The organism is Clostridium sp. OM05-6BH (assembly GCF_003481635.1).
GTDB lineage: Bacteria > Bacillota > Clostridia > Lachnospirales > Lachnospiraceae > Butyribacter.
Map to the genome: position 1 here is coordinate 195200 of NZ_QULH01000004.1, position 16176 is coordinate 211375.

The 16176-nt window shown below is 41.5% G+C and carries 19 protein-coding genes and 1 pseudogene; 17 read left to right on the forward strand and 3 right to left on the reverse strand.

Translation table 11 applies throughout. The annotated features are described in order from the left end of the window. The first annotated feature begins 101 nt into the window (after positions 1-101). Complete coding sequence (locus DXB73_RS06100; RefSeq protein ID WP_118690449.1) at positions 102-1100, forward strand: zinc ribbon domain-containing protein; 999 nt, start codon at positions 102-104, stop codon at positions 1098-1100. 179 nt (positions 1101-1279) lie between these two features. On the opposite strand, the gene DXB73_RS06105 is transcribed toward DXB73_RS06100, so the two are convergent. Further along, entirely contained in the window at positions 1280-2506 is a 1227-nt protein-coding gene (locus DXB73_RS06105) for a UDPGP type 1 family protein (RefSeq protein WP_118690450.1), read from the reverse strand. Between the two features lie 832 nt (positions 2507-3338). Between DXB73_RS06105 and DXB73_RS06115 the strand changes: the two genes are divergently transcribed. From DXB73_RS06115 to DXB73_RS06160, 10 genes are all read left to right on the forward strand, one after another. After that, positions 3339-4031 carry a hypothetical protein gene (locus tag DXB73_RS06115; RefSeq protein WP_118690452.1) on the forward strand — a complete coding sequence of 231 codons (693 nt, stop codon included), beginning with the start codon at positions 3339-3341 and terminating at the stop codon, positions 4029-4031. Continuing rightward, positions 4024-4398 (forward strand): holo-ACP synthase, encoded by a 375-nt coding sequence (gene acpS / locus DXB73_RS06120; RefSeq protein WP_182448246.1) that lies wholly within the window; start codon positions 4024-4026, stop codon positions 4396-4398. The genes DXB73_RS06115 and acpS overlap by 8 nt, the downstream gene beginning before the upstream one ends. 24 nt (positions 4399-4422) lie before the next feature. After that, positions 4423-5961 (forward strand): NAD(P)H-hydrate dehydratase, encoded by a 1539-nt coding sequence (locus tag DXB73_RS06125; RefSeq protein WP_118690454.1) that lies wholly within the window; start codon positions 4423-4425, stop codon positions 5959-5961. Further along, entirely contained in the window at positions 5958-7124 is a 1167-nt protein-coding gene (gene alr / locus DXB73_RS06130) for an alanine racemase (RefSeq protein WP_118690455.1), read from the forward strand. The genes DXB73_RS06125 and alr overlap by 4 nt, the downstream gene beginning before the upstream one ends. A 137-nt stretch (positions 7125-7261) precedes the next feature. Beyond that, complete coding sequence (locus tag DXB73_RS06135) at positions 7262-7621, forward strand: type II toxin-antitoxin system PemK/MazF family toxin (RefSeq protein ID WP_118507059.1); 360 nt, start codon at positions 7262-7264, stop codon at positions 7619-7621. Continuing rightward, positions 7618-8097, forward strand: coding sequence for a 23S rRNA (pseudouridine(1915)-N(3))-methyltransferase RlmH (rlmH, locus tag DXB73_RS06140; protein WP_022024930.1), 480 nt, complete (start codon positions 7618-7620; stop codon positions 8095-8097). Before DXB73_RS06135 ends, rlmH begins: the two co-directional genes overlap by 4 nt. A 391-nt stretch (positions 8098-8488) precedes the next feature. Next, complete coding sequence (locus DXB73_RS06145; RefSeq protein ID WP_118690456.1) at positions 8489-9037, forward strand: hypothetical protein; 549 nt, start codon at positions 8489-8491, stop codon at positions 9035-9037. A gap of 98 nt (positions 9038-9135) precedes the next feature. Beyond that, positions 9136-9663: a GNAT family N-acetyltransferase gene (locus tag DXB73_RS06150; protein WP_118690457.1), complete on the forward strand. Its 528-nt coding sequence runs from the start codon at positions 9136-9138 to the stop codon at positions 9661-9663. Further along, the gene (locus tag DXB73_RS06155; RefSeq protein WP_118690458.1) at positions 9581-9925 is read left to right on the forward strand and encodes a helix-turn-helix transcriptional regulator; all 345 of its coding nucleotides are present in this window, start codon (positions 9581-9583) and stop codon (positions 9923-9925) included. The genes DXB73_RS06150 and DXB73_RS06155 overlap by 83 nt, the downstream gene beginning before the upstream one ends. A gap of 129 nt (positions 9926-10054) precedes the next feature. Continuing rightward, positions 10055-10177 carry an AAA family ATPase gene (locus DXB73_RS06160; RefSeq protein ID WP_347559526.1) on the forward strand — a complete coding sequence of 41 codons (123 nt, stop codon included), beginning with the start codon at positions 10055-10057 and terminating at the stop codon, positions 10175-10177. Positions 10178-10579: 402 nt separating this feature from the next. Here DXB73_RS06160 and DXB73_RS06165 read toward each other — a convergent pair. Next, positions 10580-11581: pseudogene (locus DXB73_RS06165) on the reverse strand (site-specific integrase); the annotation flags it as partial. A gap of 48 nt (positions 11582-11629) precedes the next feature. Here DXB73_RS06165 and DXB73_RS15150 point away from each other — a divergent pair. The 6 genes from DXB73_RS15150 to DXB73_RS06195 all read left to right on the forward strand — a co-directional run bounded on the left by DXB73_RS15150 (position 11630) and on the right by DXB73_RS06195 (position 15468). Continuing rightward, positions 11630-11743: a DUF6040 family protein gene (locus DXB73_RS15150; RefSeq protein ID WP_347559528.1), complete on the forward strand. Its 114-nt coding sequence runs from the start codon at positions 11630-11632 to the stop codon at positions 11741-11743. A gap of 214 nt (positions 11744-11957) precedes the next feature. Then, the gene (locus DXB73_RS06175) at positions 11958-12251 is read left to right on the forward strand and encodes an autorepressor SdpR family transcription factor (RefSeq protein ID WP_054754373.1); all 294 of its coding nucleotides are present in this window, start codon (positions 11958-11960) and stop codon (positions 12249-12251) included. Beyond that, positions 12226-13260 carry an SdpI family protein gene (locus DXB73_RS06180; protein ID WP_118690459.1) on the forward strand — a complete coding sequence of 345 codons (1035 nt, stop codon included), beginning with the start codon at positions 12226-12228 and terminating at the stop codon, positions 13258-13260. The genes DXB73_RS06175 and DXB73_RS06180 overlap by 26 nt, the downstream gene beginning before the upstream one ends. 104 nt (positions 13261-13364) lie before the next feature. Beyond that, the gene (locus DXB73_RS06185) at positions 13365-13826 is read left to right on the forward strand and encodes a pyruvate formate lyase family protein (RefSeq protein WP_279221298.1); all 462 of its coding nucleotides are present in this window, start codon (positions 13365-13367) and stop codon (positions 13824-13826) included. Between the two features lie 184 nt (positions 13827-14010). Further along, positions 14011-14868, forward strand: coding sequence for an aldo/keto reductase (locus DXB73_RS06190; RefSeq protein WP_118497176.1), 858 nt, complete (start codon positions 14011-14013; stop codon positions 14866-14868). 36 nt (positions 14869-14904) lie between these two features. Continuing rightward, positions 14905-15468 (forward strand): molybdopterin-guanine dinucleotide biosynthesis protein MobB, encoded by a 564-nt coding sequence (locus DXB73_RS06195; RefSeq protein ID WP_347559525.1) that lies wholly within the window; start codon positions 14905-14907, stop codon positions 15466-15468. Positions 15469-15488: 20 nt separating this feature from the next. Here the strand turns inward: DXB73_RS06195 and DXB73_RS06200 are convergent, their stop codons facing one another. Beyond that, entirely contained in the window at positions 15489-15716 is a 228-nt protein-coding gene (locus tag DXB73_RS06200; RefSeq protein ID WP_118690461.1) for a DUF6061 family protein, read from the reverse strand. Positions 15717-16176 lie beyond the last annotated feature (460 nt).

Here is a 16176-nt window from a genome sequence, read left to right on the forward strand (position 1 = left end):
GTATACTGGATAGAGCGGACAGATTAACCTATGATTCGAAGTGATCCATTGGTTCTTATTCGCGAGAAAAGCGTAGATTATAAAACTTAGGAGGAAACGTTATGTGGTGTCCAAAATGTAAGACGGAATACCGCGATGGCATTACAGTATGTGCTGATTGTGGAACACCGTTAGTAGAAGGAAGCGCAGAAGATTTTGACCGTATTGATCTTAGTACGTTTAAGGAAGAGAAGACGGCAGCAAAATTTTTAGAATATTTAGAATATTCTGGGATTGCAGATGCGCAGCAGGAGGAAAATGAGGATGGAACTTATTCCATAACCGTGCCTACCAAGATGGAAAAAAAGGCAGAGAAATTATACCGTGGCTTTTTATTAGCAATGGAAGAAGAGGAAGAAGAAAAGATTGCGCCGAAACAGGTGGCACAGCCAACAGAAGAATCTGCACAGAATGCAGACGAAGAATCTGTGGCAGCACAATCCGAAGAAGACAACGAAAATCGGGAATACGATTGGGATGATGAAGAGGATGAGGCCGACCAGACGCCGTACAAAGAGACGGAAGAAGAATTTGAAGAGGCAGAGCAGCTTGTGTCAGAGGAAGATATTGATGAAAATCCGGAAGATCTGCTTTATGCCAGTGAAGGCAATTACGAGACAAAAGAAGATGCTTATAAGGATACAAAATATTCAGGCATTACATTTATCGTATTTGGAATATTAGGTGCAGTGTATTTGGCATTATGCAAACTGGACATTATCCCGATCAAGTACAACACATTTGTATTTATCGTGATCTGTGCTTTATTGGCCGGATTTGTACTGTTAGGAATTGTGAATTGTGCCAAGGCATCTAAGATGAAACTGTTAATCCCGCAAGAGCAGGAAAAGACGGAGAAAATCACCCAATGGCTTTCTGAGAACATTACGGATGCATTTATCGAAAAATGGACGGATGACAGCGTTACAGAGATGGAAAATGATCTTGCGATCACTTCTCATATCCGTCAGAGTCTTCTTCATGAATTTCCAAATGAAGAAGTTGCCTTTTTGGAATATTTGGCAGATAAATACTATTCAGATACATTTTTAGACGAATAAAAGGATTGCAATTAGTGATTATTTGTTATATTATGATTATGTGATAATAGAATGACTCGATTTGTTGAGTTACGATATGTGCAGAAAAAGATTCGACAGGATGTCTTTACATCCTGTCGAATTTTTTTTAGGAATAGGAAATTGCTCTTTTGATCAATGATTCGATATATGGAATCGCATTACAGAGTAACACCATTTTTTGCTAATAGAGCACGGGCTGATTCCACAGAATCAATACCGGTCTTATTTTTGATCGGAGCAAACTCTTTGTCACGCTCTACCTCAAATGGAAGACAGGTGTCCATCATCTGGATCATATCCAAGATCAACGTCTCGAATTTGTAGCCGTTTGGTTCTTCCGGTTTGATCAATGTTCCGGCATCATCAATATATGGAATCTTTTTCTCGACAATATGGAGCGGAAGCGTATTTTCGCAAATATCTTCCAATTCAGACTCCTTGAACAAATAATTGAGGATGACACCAAAGTTATATGCAGGCTCGCCGTTTTCATCGACAGCATCACGAAGTTCCGGTGTCAATTCATAATATTCAACGATAGATGGATGATTGTCTTTTAAGCACATAACGCCAACTTTTTCATCCGGATGATTTTTGCAGACTACCTTAGCACCAACGCTGCGGTTTTCTGTGATCGTTGCACCAATAAAGCATGGGTCAGCAATGCGCTGTAATACGTTATCCACTGCAAATACATTGAGCCATTCAATACCATTTTCATGGATCAGATCTAATAATCCGGCATTTTTGAGGGAAGAGAACCAGCCGCCGTTGCCGTTTGGAGAGGTGGCTAATTTGTAAGGCTCTTCCAAAAAGATCTTTCCATCATACGTAGCAGCAGGTGCCATATCCTGCTTAAAGAAATGAATATAATCTTCTTTGTAACCAAAGAAGTTCTGTTCATTAAAAAATGTCGTTGTCGCTGTATGGTTTTTATCGCTGGTCATTACAAATAAATGGATAAACTCACCACTTTCCCGAACAACATCCATCAGATTGCAGATAAGACGTTCAAAGATATACATTGGCTTGGTGACGCCAATATCATACATTCCCTTTGGATTATCAGAGCCGAGACGTGTACCCATGCCGCCAGCCAATAAAACAGCACCGACTTTGCCGGAGCGGATCGCTGACAGGCCGGTTTCACGGTATTTGTCCTCGTTTGCATGGATTTCTTGTAGTCTAAGTGCACGGATCGGTGTGATCGTACCGGTAGAAGATTCTTCTTCGTTGCTGCCAATCTTATTCAGTACTGAAAAATCGGTTTCTTCAATTTGCTGTAATAAAGCTTCTTTTTGTGTCTCAGATAATGTGTCAAAATATTTCAGAAGATGTTCCTGACCGTACTGCTGTAATTTTTGCTTTGCACATTCTAATGTCATGAATGAATACCTAACCTTTCTTTCTTCGTAGTGATGCCCATATATGAGCAAAAGTATTTGACTTAATTACTCAAACTTCCCATAACTCAACATTTCACCCAACCACATATTACTTATTATGTCAATGACTATATAGCATTTTGCAGCCGTCAAAGAGCAAGTTCTGCCATCAGAGAACTATAGTAATTGCCTTGCCGCATTTTGTTTTAACAGTGATTTCTAAATTTTGTTGTCTCTGATGGACGATTTACATGCCTTACAGAGAACTCGATGTTCCGGAAGCAAGGTATTCATCATTTTTGAAAGGGACTTTGCGCTCGTCGTTACTTATGTCTCGTATTTCAGAGACATTAAGTAACGTGACGTAGCGCATCGTAGCGAAAGCGTCCCGACCAAAAATGAATGATACCTTGCTAAACCGGGACATCTCAAACATTCTTTCAGGCATGTATACATCAGAGACTTAACAAAATAAGAAATCACGTAAAAACATTGCGTTCTGCGGCAATTATCTTAGTTCTCTGATGGCAGAATAATTTAATGTATTGGCTGCAAAATAGTTTATTCATTGCTGACATAATAAGTAATATGTGGTTATGCAATAACTTCCAGTATGGGAAGTTTGAGTTAATTATACAGGAAATAAATTGGGGTGGCAAGTTTGACTTATTGGATAGGCAGTTTTATAATAAAGAGCAGATAATTTGGCGTTATTTAGTTTATAAGACAATGCTCGTAGTGTGGTGATATGCCACCAAGAATTGCTTTAGCAATTCTTGCAAAGCAAAGCGTTTGCTTTGCTTTTTTACAAGCGCAGAAATGGGGGAAGAATATGGCAGATCGAAGACGCAGACGCAAGGCGCAGGCAGAAGACGCAGAGCGGGCCTTACGATATATGCAGGCATTGCAGGGTAAGAAGATTCCATTGCTGACGTTAGATGCAAAATGGCATGCGTTGTTTCCGGATTTTCGCAAAACAAGAGAGATTAAGCGCTTGGAAAAAGAACTAAACCGTTTGATCGAAAAGCAGGGGCAGACTGCCAATGATCTGTTGGATTACAAAAAGGCAAAGAAAGTATTGATGCAGAATGTTATTGATAATATGACAGATGGTCATGAGTTTGACAGCCCGATCCGTGTGCGCAAACAAGAAAAGAATAAGCAGTTGATCGAAGAAATCAATGATAAGATCGCCAAAGCAAAAGAAGATAAGTTTCAATTTCCTGCAGAAATAGCAGCAAAAAATCATGAATTATTGATTGCCTGCATGCAGGTATGTTATACAGAGTTATCTGAAAATACAGAGCGGATCGAGCAGGCAGAGGCGGAGATCACTGCCCTTAGAGAACAGCTCAAGAATACAATCCTCCATAAACAGGATATGGAGATGCGTAACACGGAAGTATATAAATATATGCATAATCTGTTGGGACCGGACGTCGTAGAAATATTTGACCGGGATCACAGAGTATGGCGTGGTAACATGGAAGAAAATCATTTGGATGCTGGAGGAAACAATGAGTGAGATTGTTGGCATTGGCGTTGACATGATAGAGATCAGCCGGGTGCTGGCTGCATACAGCAAAGAAAGTTTTCGAAAACGTCATTTCACGGAAAAGGAGCAGCAGCTTATTGCTCGCAAAGAAGCTCGTGCGGCAACGACCTTTGCTGCAAAAGAAGCTGTCGTGAAAGCGATGGGTACGGGATTTACGGGAATTTCACCGATAGAGATCAATATATTGCGTGATTCGAGTGGAAGACCGACTGTGACGCTGCTTGGCAGGGCTAAAGAGAAAGCATTAGATCTGGGAATTGACCAAATCCTATTATCTATTGCAGATACGAAAGAAATGGCGATTGCGTATGCAACGGCAATTTCAAGCGGTAGATAATCGAGAAAGGAAAGCAAGATTAGAATGGAATATATCGTAAATGGTAGTCAGGCAAGAGAGATTGATCGTTGCTCCATACAGGAAATCGGAATTCCATCTATGGTTTTGATGGAAAAGGCAGCGATGTCTGTGGCGAGTTGTATTATGGCACAGGCAGATAAAAAGCAGGACCGTATACTGGTTGTATGCGGGACAGGCAATAACGGTGGAGATGGTGTGGCTGCTGCGCGTATGCTGCGGGATGCCGGTTATATTGTCGGTGTCCTTGTTTTGGGACAGGAAGAACGTTGCTCAGAAGAGATGAAACAGCAGATCTCCATTGCAAGACATCTTGGTGTGTCCGCCTTTTGGGACAACCTTACTGGGGAAACGACATTCACAGAGACGAGTTTTTCAGAATATAGTATTATCGTGGATGCGATCTTTGGCATTGGATTATCGAGAGATGTAACGGGTGTGATTGCCAATTATATTAACGCGATCAATCGAAGTGCTGCAGATGTTTTGGCTGTGGACATTCCATCCGGCATTAGTGCGGATACCGGTGCGGTATTAGGAACAGCTGTAAAAGCAACGATAACAGTAACTTTTGGACATAATAAACGTGGGCTGGTATTATATCCGGGAACGGAGTATGCGGGACAGGTAGTGGTAACGGATATTGGATTTCCGGAAATGGTAACAGGGAGAGTGATGAAGCAGTCACAGACGTTTACGTATACCAAAGAAGACCTTTCGGTATATTTTCCAAATCGAAAGAAACGTTCAAACAAAGGAAGTTATGGACGTGTTGTTGTCATTGCCGGATCCAAGAATATGAGCGGAGCCTGTTATCTTTCCGGTGAGGCAGCCTATCGTATGGGGTGTGGACTGGTGCATATTGTGACAGCGCAGGAAAATGCAGAGGTCATCCGTATAAAATTGCCGGAAGCTATTGTTACCGGCTGGTCGGAAAATGTGACGGCGGAGCAGGAAGCAGACATTACCGCAGCGATACATAAAGCAGCAGCGGTTGTGATCGGTCCGGGATTGGGGCAGGAAGCCGGAGCGGAGAGATTGCTGGATCTGGTGCTGCAGGAAGCAAAGAAACTGCCTGAGCTGCCGGTTGTAATTGATGCAGATGGGTTAAATCTTTTAGCCAAAAAGGGATTGTATTCTACACTTGGCAGACAGTATGTTCTGACTCCACATTTGCGGGAAATGAGTCGTTTATCCGGGAAGAGTGTTCAGGAGATTGCGGACGATATGACATCGGCAGTTATGGGACAGCAGGCGGGAGCGACAATTGTGCTCAAAGATGCGAGAACACTGGTCAGTGATGGTGATTGGCTCTATATTAATTTATCGGGCAACAGCGCCTTATCTACAGGTGGATCCGGAGATGTGCTAAGTGGAATGATCGGCGGATTATTGGCACAAGGATGCACACAGAGAACGGCAGCTACGCTGGCAGTGTATATGCATGGATTAACAGCGGAGCAGTATTGCGAGAGTGCACCGCCGCATTGTATGCTGGCGAGAGACATATTAGAAATGATACCGAAGATTGGAGGCAACTCATGAAAACATATTATCGCGTGCAGGCAGATATAGACTTGGATGCTATTTATAAAAATGCAGAAAATGCAAAGAAACTTACTAAGCCGGGTACAAAGTTTATGGCGATCGTTAAGGCTGATGCATATGGTCATGGTGCAATACCCGTCGCTAAAGTATTAGATCCCATTGCAGATGCTTATGGCGTTGCAATTTTGGAAGAAGGAATTGAGCTTCGTCAGGCAGGGATCACTAAGCCGATCCTAATCCTTGGTTTTACGCCGGCACCGCTATATCCGAGTATGATCGAATATGACATTGCGACCGCCGTATTTCAATATGATATGGCAAAGAAAATGTCAGATGCAGCGGTTCAACTAGGAAAAAAGGCAAAAATACATATCAGTCTGGACACGGGGATGAGCCGCATCGGGTTTGCTTTGACCGAGGAGAGTCTGCAGACGATATGCAAGATAAATCAGCTCCCGGGGATCGAGATAGAGGGCTGCTTTTCACATTTTGCACGCATGGATGAAAAAGATAAGACAAAAGCGGAACAACAATTTTCGCGCTATGAAACATTTGTCCATAAAATGGAACAGGCAGGGGTGAAAATCCCGGTAAAACATATTTCAAACAGTGCCGGTATTATGGAAATGCCAAAAGTGAATGAAGATATGGTTCGAGATGGAATCTGTCTATATGGATTATATCCTTCGGAAGAAGTGAATAAGGAGCGGCTGCCGCTTGAGCCGGCTATGCAGTGGAAGACCTATGTTTCCTATGTCAAAGAGCTGGAAGCAGGTATCGAGATCGGATATGGTGGAACGTATACGACCACGAAACCAACGATGGTTGCAACGATTCCGGTTGGATATGCAGATGGTTATGCCCGCTCTTTGTCTGGTAAGGGATGTGTCCTTATTCACGGACAGAGAGCACCGATCTTGGGACGCATCTGTATGGATCAGTTTATGGTGGATGTCACTGATATTCCGGGAACAGCGGAAGGTGACGAATGTATGCTTTTTGGAGAGCAGGAGGGAGAAATCTTGTCAGTAGAAGAAGTCTCAGAGCTTGCCGGTTCTTTCAATTATGAATTTGTCTGTGATGTCGGACGACGAGTTCCTAGGGTATTCTATCAAAACGGTAAAGCAGTAGAGACTAAAGATTATTATCCGGAATATTAAGAGAGCGTCCGTTCTTGCTTTTTGTGAAGATGGGACGATTAATAGCAACAAAAGAAAACGTTTACGAATACTTTTCAAAAAACTGGTAAAGATAGGAAATAAGCCACAAAAACTTTTAGGAATGGAGCGTGAACGTTTTGGTTATTAAACGTGGAGACATATTTTTTGCAGATTTACGACCGGTAGTGGGTTCGGAACAAGGCGGGGTCAGACCGGTACTTATTATACAGAATGACATGGGAAATCGACACAGCCCAACGGTCATTTGTGCAGCTATTACATCCCGCATGAACAAAGCAAAACTTCCAACGCATATATCGTTGGACATGAAAAAATATGATATTAGTAAAGACTCTGTTATTCTTTTGGAGCAGATCCGGACCATTGATAAATCAAGGCTTCGAGAAAAGGTTTGTCATTTGGATCAGGACATATTGCAAAAGATCGATCAGGCTCTTTGCATTAGTTTAGCGATTGAGGAGAAAACACATCAATGAAAATTACGATATTAACCGTTGGAAAGATCAAAGAGAAATTTTTTCGAGGAGCGGTCGAAGAGTACAGCAAGAGATTGAGTCGTTATTGCAAGCTGGAGATCATCGAAGTGGCGGATGAAAAAACACCGGACCATGCCAGTGCGCATGAAGAAGAACTCATACGCGCCAAGGAGGCAGAGCGGCTCAAAAAATACATAAAAGACAATGCTTATACGATAGCACTTGCCATAGACGGTAAGCAATATTCCTCCGAGGACTTTTCTGCACATGTCCATGATTTGGGACTGAAAGGGGAAAGCCATTTGCAGTTGATCATTGGTGGTTCGATCGGACTTGCTCCTGAGATCCTATCGTTAGCGCAGGAGAAGATCAGCTTTTCTAAAATGACGTTTCCGCATCAGTTGATGCGCGTGATCTTGTTGGAGCAGATCTACCGGGCGTATCGGATCATGAACGGGGAACCTTATCATAAATGAGGGTGCAGGACATCCGGTGGATGTCCGTTTTGCACCGACCGAAGCAGAGCGGAGACATTCAAACTTCAAAGATATAGAAAGCATAAGGAAGAGTGGCTGATTTGGCTGCTCTTTCAATCTTTTGCGCGAAGGCAAAGTGAAGATGCGTCGAGTTTGCTCGTAAGCATCTGAGCGCGCCCGCGAACCATGCATCTGTTTATAGGGAGATTTTGAAGGTGCATTGAGGAAAGTAATCTGCGTTATACCGGATGGTGTATGATAAGAGGGTGGGAAGGACAAAATATAGTGTCCGAAGATTAGTTTCCTCAGTGGATGGGTGGAAAATAAGTGATTGTGGGAAAGATGAATGTGTGATAGAATATGTATAAATCGGTGTTTGGAGGTAAAAGGCATGATGAAACTCGATAATTTTATTAATATGATGACGGGACACTTTAATAACAAAGAGCAGTTTGATAATATGCAGAGAGAAGGGAAAACATATCCTTATGCAGAACACATTAATACAATCTGTAATGAGAAAATTTTAAACCTTCCTAAAGATTTTAATGGTAAATTTGTTGTTGAAGAAAGCTACTATGAGACAAATGGTAAACGCCATGCTTCACCGCATCTTTTCCTTATTACAGAGGAAGAAGACGGAATTGTGTTGTATTCTTATGAAATACCAGAAGGAGAAGATAAAAGTACGTTTTCATATGATTCTATGAAAAATGCTGACTACACTGAATTGAAAAAATCTGAAAAATTCACTCCGGCGCTCTATCATGAGAAAGATGGAATCTGGGAAGGAGGCAGTACAAGCCAGTTTTCACCGGTAATGACATTTAGGCTTTGGGAAAAGTTTTCTGATAGTTGCCTGGAAGTATCTGAAAGCATGGAAGTTAATGGAAAGAAAACTTTTGGATATGATGAACCAATTATTTATAAGCGAGTATAATCCAAGAATGAAATATTGCGATAAATTCTGGTTTTGAGAACTGGATAGCTTGGGAGTTGGTGAAGTCAGTGAAAGCCTGAATTATGGAGGATAAATAGATGATTTCCATTGACACTAAAAGACTACATCTACGCAATGTATCGCAAAATGATATACATGTAATGTTTGATTATAGAAATAATGAAATATGTGCTCGATATCAGAGGGGGCAGACGAAAGACTTTGAAGGAATTCTAAATTTAATTGAACGCCGAAAAAATGATGAAATATCAATAGATTCGCCTTGTATGATTGCAGTAGCTCTAAAAGAAACAAACGAAATGATTGGTGAAATAGTTGTTAAGCCAAAGGAAAATACAATTTCCTTAGGATATACGTTTTCTTATAAATATCATCGACGGGGATATGCTTTTGAGGCTCTGACCGTTTTGCATGAGCATCTTCATAAGATTGCTCCAGAAAGGGAGTTTATCAGTTTTACAGAATGTGAAAATATAGCCAGTATCGAATTGCTTAAGAAATTAGGCTATAAGAATCTCGGCTATGTTCCAAGCATGGATTCGCAGGCATTCGGCAAGTGGACAACATTGGTTACAGAGGAAAAATTTGCTCGACAAAGTAAATAACCTCCTTTCACAAAAACTTCAATTAATTTGTAAGAATAAATGTTTTACTCAGGAGGTGCTTGCAGGAAAATTAGATGTATCCAGACAGGCTGTAGTGAAGTGGGAGTCTGGACAAGCATATCCTGATATTAGCAACCTTATTCAAATTAGCAAGTTATTCAATGTTACAAATGTTAATACATACGCTGCTTATATGAATGAGACGGATTCGACGAGATTAGTAACACCGGAAATACAAAAATTGATAACGGAAAATTTATGAGGAACAAGTTGGAATCATAAAAAGAATTTATTATGGATGATAAATGCATTTATGGGGATTTGCGTATGAAATGTGATTATACGAACAGGGATTTGCGTGTAAAATATATTTACATGAACGGGGATTTCTGTGATTATTTTTGATGAAGTTCAACTGCTTCCAAAGGCCAGACAGGCAATTAAATATCTTGGCGCAGATGGAAGATATAAGTATATTGAAACAGGTTCCTTAATATCCATTAAAAAAATATAATAGAAGAATTTGTAAAGCAGGAAGGATATTCAAACATATCTTGTTCCGATTCCGGGGATATGCCATTTAACCTGTATCTATCCAACCTTGAATAGATAGTTGTATGGAAATTGAATGCGTGATAGAATGCTATAAAGGGAAATAGGTGATGATCGTGCTTTAAGCGCGAGGCGTTTCTTGTCCGTAGGGCAAGAAGATGGAAACTGAAGTAAACTTAACAAATCGAAAGTTGTGGAGAAATTTTCTGAACTTTCCTTATTTTATAGGCTTTCCAGCCCCTTAGATAGTGAAATGATATGTATTTTCCCTTATTTTTGCCCTTGTGAGGAATCCGCAAGGGAAATAAGGGAAATTTTATGCCAAAGTATGTAAGAGAAGTTGCCAGTGGCAAGTTCTCTGCATTTAAGCATTGCTCGCTACTTTATCAAGAAGTCTTGCGGAATCCCGTTTAGCTTTTCGTGTTGAGTGAGCGTAAATATTCATTGTGGTACTGACATCGGAATGTCCTAACAACTCCTGTACATCTTTCGGAGCCGCTCCATTCGAGAGCAGGTTGCTGGTATAGGTGTGACGTAACTGGTGGAAGTGAAAATCTTCAAATCCTTCCAGCTTCTTTGACACTGACCTGCAAACAATGCCGAGTGTACTCGGCAGTTCCAGACTGCCATCCGGTCTTAGGCAGACAAAGGAGATTTCCTTATAATCTGCCGGGACTTCCTGTGTTCCGTCAAGGTGATAGTATTCATAATACACCCTGTTTTTTACATGAACTTCTTTGTAGTAGTTGCGGTGGTAAAGTTCTCCGTACTGCATCCGGCTTTTCAGTTGTTCCCGTCTTGCTGCTTTTAATATTTCAGTCAGCGTATCTCCAAAATCAACAATCCTTACTTTCTTTCGCTTCGTTGTACCAATCACATTTTTGTGTTTCGTACCGTCATAACGGATACTGCGTTTTATGGTCAGGCATTGTTCTTCAAGGTTGATGTCCTGCCATGTAAGACCACAGGTTTCCCCGATACGAAGTCCTGCATAATATGCGATCTGGATCGGCAGAATTGCAGGTGGATTTTTCTTTTCCAGATACTTGATAAGTCGCTCATAATCCTCGTGTGAAATCGGCTGTGTGCCTTCTTCGACTTCATCATCGGAAAAGAGGTCAACTTCTTCTGCCTGCTTTTTCAGCTTAATATACTGCATCGGATTGAAACTGATTAACTGCTTTGGAAATACTGCAAAACGGAATGATTACTGTAACACTGCGGAAAAAGAGTGGATATAATCTTTGCTGTATCCTTTTCTCACTTTCCCGTCTGGAAACTCGCCACCGAATGTAAGCAGGTCGAGAAACGCCTGTAAATGTTCGGCGGTAACTGTTTTCAGCTTGCGGTCTGCAATCGGGTGTTTGTGGAAGTTATTACAAGCACAGCCATTGCAATTTAATTTGGAGATTGGATAAAATCTGTTATTTCTATAAATCTCATTACACTATTATTACTGGTGCATGTGGTTTATATTGGAATCAGATGCTATGTGAAAGACTGGATGGAAGAAAGAGGATACTGTTGATATGGAGAATTAGATTTTTAAGAGTCTTTCGATATGTTAGATGAGTGCTATAAGAGATATCTGTTATTAAGGGCAGAGGGACAAAAAGCCTCTCTGCCCTTAATGAACAAAGCACGTTCTTTTAGAAAAATCTAGTCGTTGACAGATAACATATCTTGCATTATAATACATTTAACAATTAGACTAAATGTTAAACAAGGAGCGTGATGAATTCTTGGGTATACAAGATACATTAAAAGCACTGGCAGATCCAATACGACGTGAGATTTTAAATTTATTGAAGAATGGACGGCTTTCTGCTGGAGAGATATGTGAACATTTTTCAGTAACGGGAGCTTCTATATCCAGACATCTGGCAATATTAAAGGAGGCTGATTTAATCCGAAATAAAAGAGAGGGAAAATTTATTTATTATGAATTAAACACTTCCGTATTGGAAGATGTCATGTTGTGGATTATAGATTTGAAAGGAGTATCGGACGATGAAGGAAATGATAAAAAAATATAGAGGTTCATTAATTTGTTCTGTTCTGGTAATGCTCATCGGGGTTTTAGTAGGATTCACTAGTACACAGAGCATGTGGGTAAATGTGTTTTTTGTAGTGACGGATTGTGCGCTGGTGGCAATAACATTTTATGATAACCGGAACAGACAGCAGAGCCGCAAGATTATAGGAATGACGATGTGGATTATACCAATTATAACATTACTCTATAATGGTATTGCAAGACTGGTCAATATGGGTGCAGATATGGAAAATCTGTTTATGGCAGTAATTTACTATGGAACTGGACTGCTGTTTATGGTTATTGGAAATTATTTGCCAAAAGTGAAACAGAATAATACCATAGGAATAAGAGTTGTATGGTCTTTAATGGATGAAGAAAACTGGAATGCAACACATAGATTCAGCGGCAAATTATGGATGGCATCAGGTATTTTATGTATGCTTTGTGGACTTTTTGGGGAAAGCATGGCTGCACTGGTTGTGTATATTATAAGCATTATGGCAGCTGCAATCATTAGTATTCTCTACTCCTACCTTTTTTATAAGAAAAAGCTGGCAACCGGAGAAGGCTTAAAAATTCAGTATAATACAAAAAAAAGTGTGATATATCTGATCATCGCAATTTCCACTATTGTGTTTACTATATGGACTTTGTTTTGTGGAAGCATTCAGATTCGTTGTAATGATCGTGATTTTAACATTGAAGCAAAAGGATGGAATGATTATACAGGGGAGTATTCGCAAATTGACAGCATTTCTTATGAAGTAAATGTATTGCAGAACGATAATGATTACAGAACTAATGGTTTTGGAAATCTGAAGTATGCTATGGGAAACTTCAAAAACGATATCTTCGGAGATTATATCCGCTACACTCATGCCTCCTGCCATTCATATGTTGTCGTGAACATAGATGGAAAAATATTAGTTGTAAATGGGGAAAATGACGCAGAGACAAAGGAAATCTATCAGAGAATAAGTGAGAAGGTGTCAAAGGAAAGAAAATAGTTGTCGGAAACGCTGAGAAGAAATTATTCTCAGCGTTTTTTGAACATTACTATAATGTCAAGGAATCTTCTGCATCTACCCACATCTGTAGTTACAGTTCAGCCTTGCGGCTGAAACCCGAGGAAGTTTCCAATGCGGCGGATGCCATGGCAGCCATTGAGAAATTCGTATTTGAAGAAGAGATGGTGACACTGCCGCAGCTGGTGGAGATCCTGAAAAATAACTGGGAGGGAAATCAGGTTCTGCAGATGAAGATGATAAATGAAGGGGCGAAATTCGGAAACGGACAAAAAGAAGCTGGCAATCTGGCCTGCGAGATTGTAAACTATTTTGTGGAACGGGTAGAGGCATACAACAGCCGGTATGGCGATCTTATCTTTTCCCCGTGTATCGCTACATTTTCCTGGATTGTGAACATCGGAAAGTGGATAGGAGCCTCCGCAGACGGCCGTATGTCTAAGGATCCCATTGCCGCTAACATGTCTCCGGTTCTGCCCAGGGATGTATCAGGCCCCATGGCGGCTCTGAATTCTTATCTGAAGCTGTCTACGGATTCTCTCGAGTAAATAGTACTCGCTATCCGCATCCTCTGCACGCCTGCGGAGCTAGACGCAGGCACCGCTGCGCCGTCGATTCGCAGACGCACAGCTGACACGGATATCAAGCACTATTTACTTCGAGATTAATGCAATGATGTATTAGACGGGAAAGGACAGAGACGTAACAGGTAAAGAAAGGAGAGAAAATATAATGGAAAATATACACGAAAACGGAACATTTCAGTTGCATAACAAAGTGGAGATCCCTCAGGTGGGCTTCGGCACATGGCAGATGCCGGACGGAGAGACAGCGGCAGATGCGGTAATGCATGCCATAGAGGCAGGATACACCCATATAGATACGGCGGCGGTATATCACAACGAGATTGGGGTGGGAGCCGGAATCCGCATGTCGGGAGTGCCGAGAGAAAAGCTGTTTGTGACCAGCAAGCTGTGGAACGATGTGAGAGGCTATGAGGAAACCCTGAAAGCCTTTGATGCCTCCTTAAAAAGGCTGGCCCTGGATTATCTGGATCTGTACCTGATCCATTGGCCCCGTCCCCTGGCTTTCAGGGATACCTACCAGGAGGTAAACCGGGAGACCTGGAAGGCCTTTGAATATCTGTTGGAAAAAGGGTATGTACGGGCCATCGGTGTAAGCAATTTTCTCCCGGTGCATATGGAGGCGCTGCTGAAAACAGCACAGGTCATTCCTATGGTAGACCAGATTGAGTTCCATCCCGGCTGGATGCAGCCGGAAACGGCGGCCTTCTGCAAAGAGCATGACATCCTGGTGGAGGCGTGGAGTCCCCTTGGTTCCGGAAAGCTTTTGGAAGATCCAAAGCTGAAGGAGTTTGGACAGAAATACGGCCGGTCCACAGCCCAGATCTGTCTGCGGTGGTGCCTGCAGAAAGGACATCTTCCTCTGCCCAAATCCGTTACCCCTGTGAGGATTAAGGAGAATCTGCAGCTTTTTGATTTTCAGATATCCCAGGAGGACATGGCAGTGATAGATAAGCTGGAATGCGTAGGCCGGACAGGCTCTGATCCGGACAATGCAAAATTCTGAGATGGTTAAAAGGGCATCGACCATCCAGGAAACTGATTGGATAAAAAGATAAGAAGACCTGCCGTACCGGAATTTCCAAGTCTGGTATGCCAGGTCTTTTTCGGTTATCTTCAGGGTGATCGGAAAATGTGTAAAGACAAGGTTGTAAATGCCGGAAAAACCACCCTGATCACTCGCTTGCTGCCTGTTTTGACCGACTATGGCTTGAAGGTTGCCACTGTCAAGCACGACGGGCATGAATTTGAAGGGGATGTGCCGGGGACGGATACCTACAGGCATATGAAAGCCGGAGCCTTTGGGACGGCAGTGTTTTATAAATACGCGAAGCAGGAAGAGGCCCTGTTAAACCGTCTGGAAAAATACCGTGAAAACCATTTGCTGTTCATAAAGCGTTCTGAGGTACCATTTGATAATAATATATCAGAACGGGATCTGAGGAAAGTAAAGAACCGTCAAAAAATGGCAGGCGGATTCCGTAAGAAACAGGGGAAGGAGATGTATTGCCGAATCCTAAGCATCGTAGAAACCTTAAAACGGCGTAAAATGAATCTAATGGAGAACATCAAACAGATCTTTATAGGAACACCGGCTATTTTCTAGCCGGTGTTAAATGTGTTGTTTCAGCCGCAAGGCTGAACTGTAACCATCTGTAAATTCCCATCAAGATACAGTCTAGCATATTCTAGTGGTTCATCAATGGCAAGTGTGTTTAATGCACAATCTGATCCGGGTGTGGTTCTCAAATTCTTTTCTGCTTCCCAGCAGTCAATGCGAAGCATATAGTCTGCACTGGTATAAACATCAATGCTGTTTCGTCCGGGATTATATTCTGCAAATATTGTTCTCATCGTATCTTATCTCCTTATCGTTCAATCAATTATTTGCTACAAAAATCAGAAGCATTTCAATCAGTTCACCATGTCACTTTTATTTTGTGTTATACTGTTTTATATAATTTTTTTGGTCTCCGCTGCCGCTTTGGTCGGCACAGAGCAGAGGTCCACCGGAACTCTTGTGCCCTTGTATTTTCCCTTATCAGAGTTCGTAAACACTGGTGGGACGATATAACACAAGGGAAACAATAAGGGAAAGCTCACCTGCGACAAATCCAGTGTTTTCAATGGTTTGCGGAGAATTTAATAACAAAATATAACAGTTATTAAATTTCTTAAAACAGGTGAAATCTCAATCGGAATTTGTAGAGCATTGAGTTGGTTTCTACAATGATATGGAGAAATATATGAAACTTACAATTGCATTATTACAGCTTCTTCCAACAGGAAGTCTGAAAGGGAATATGGAAAAGGG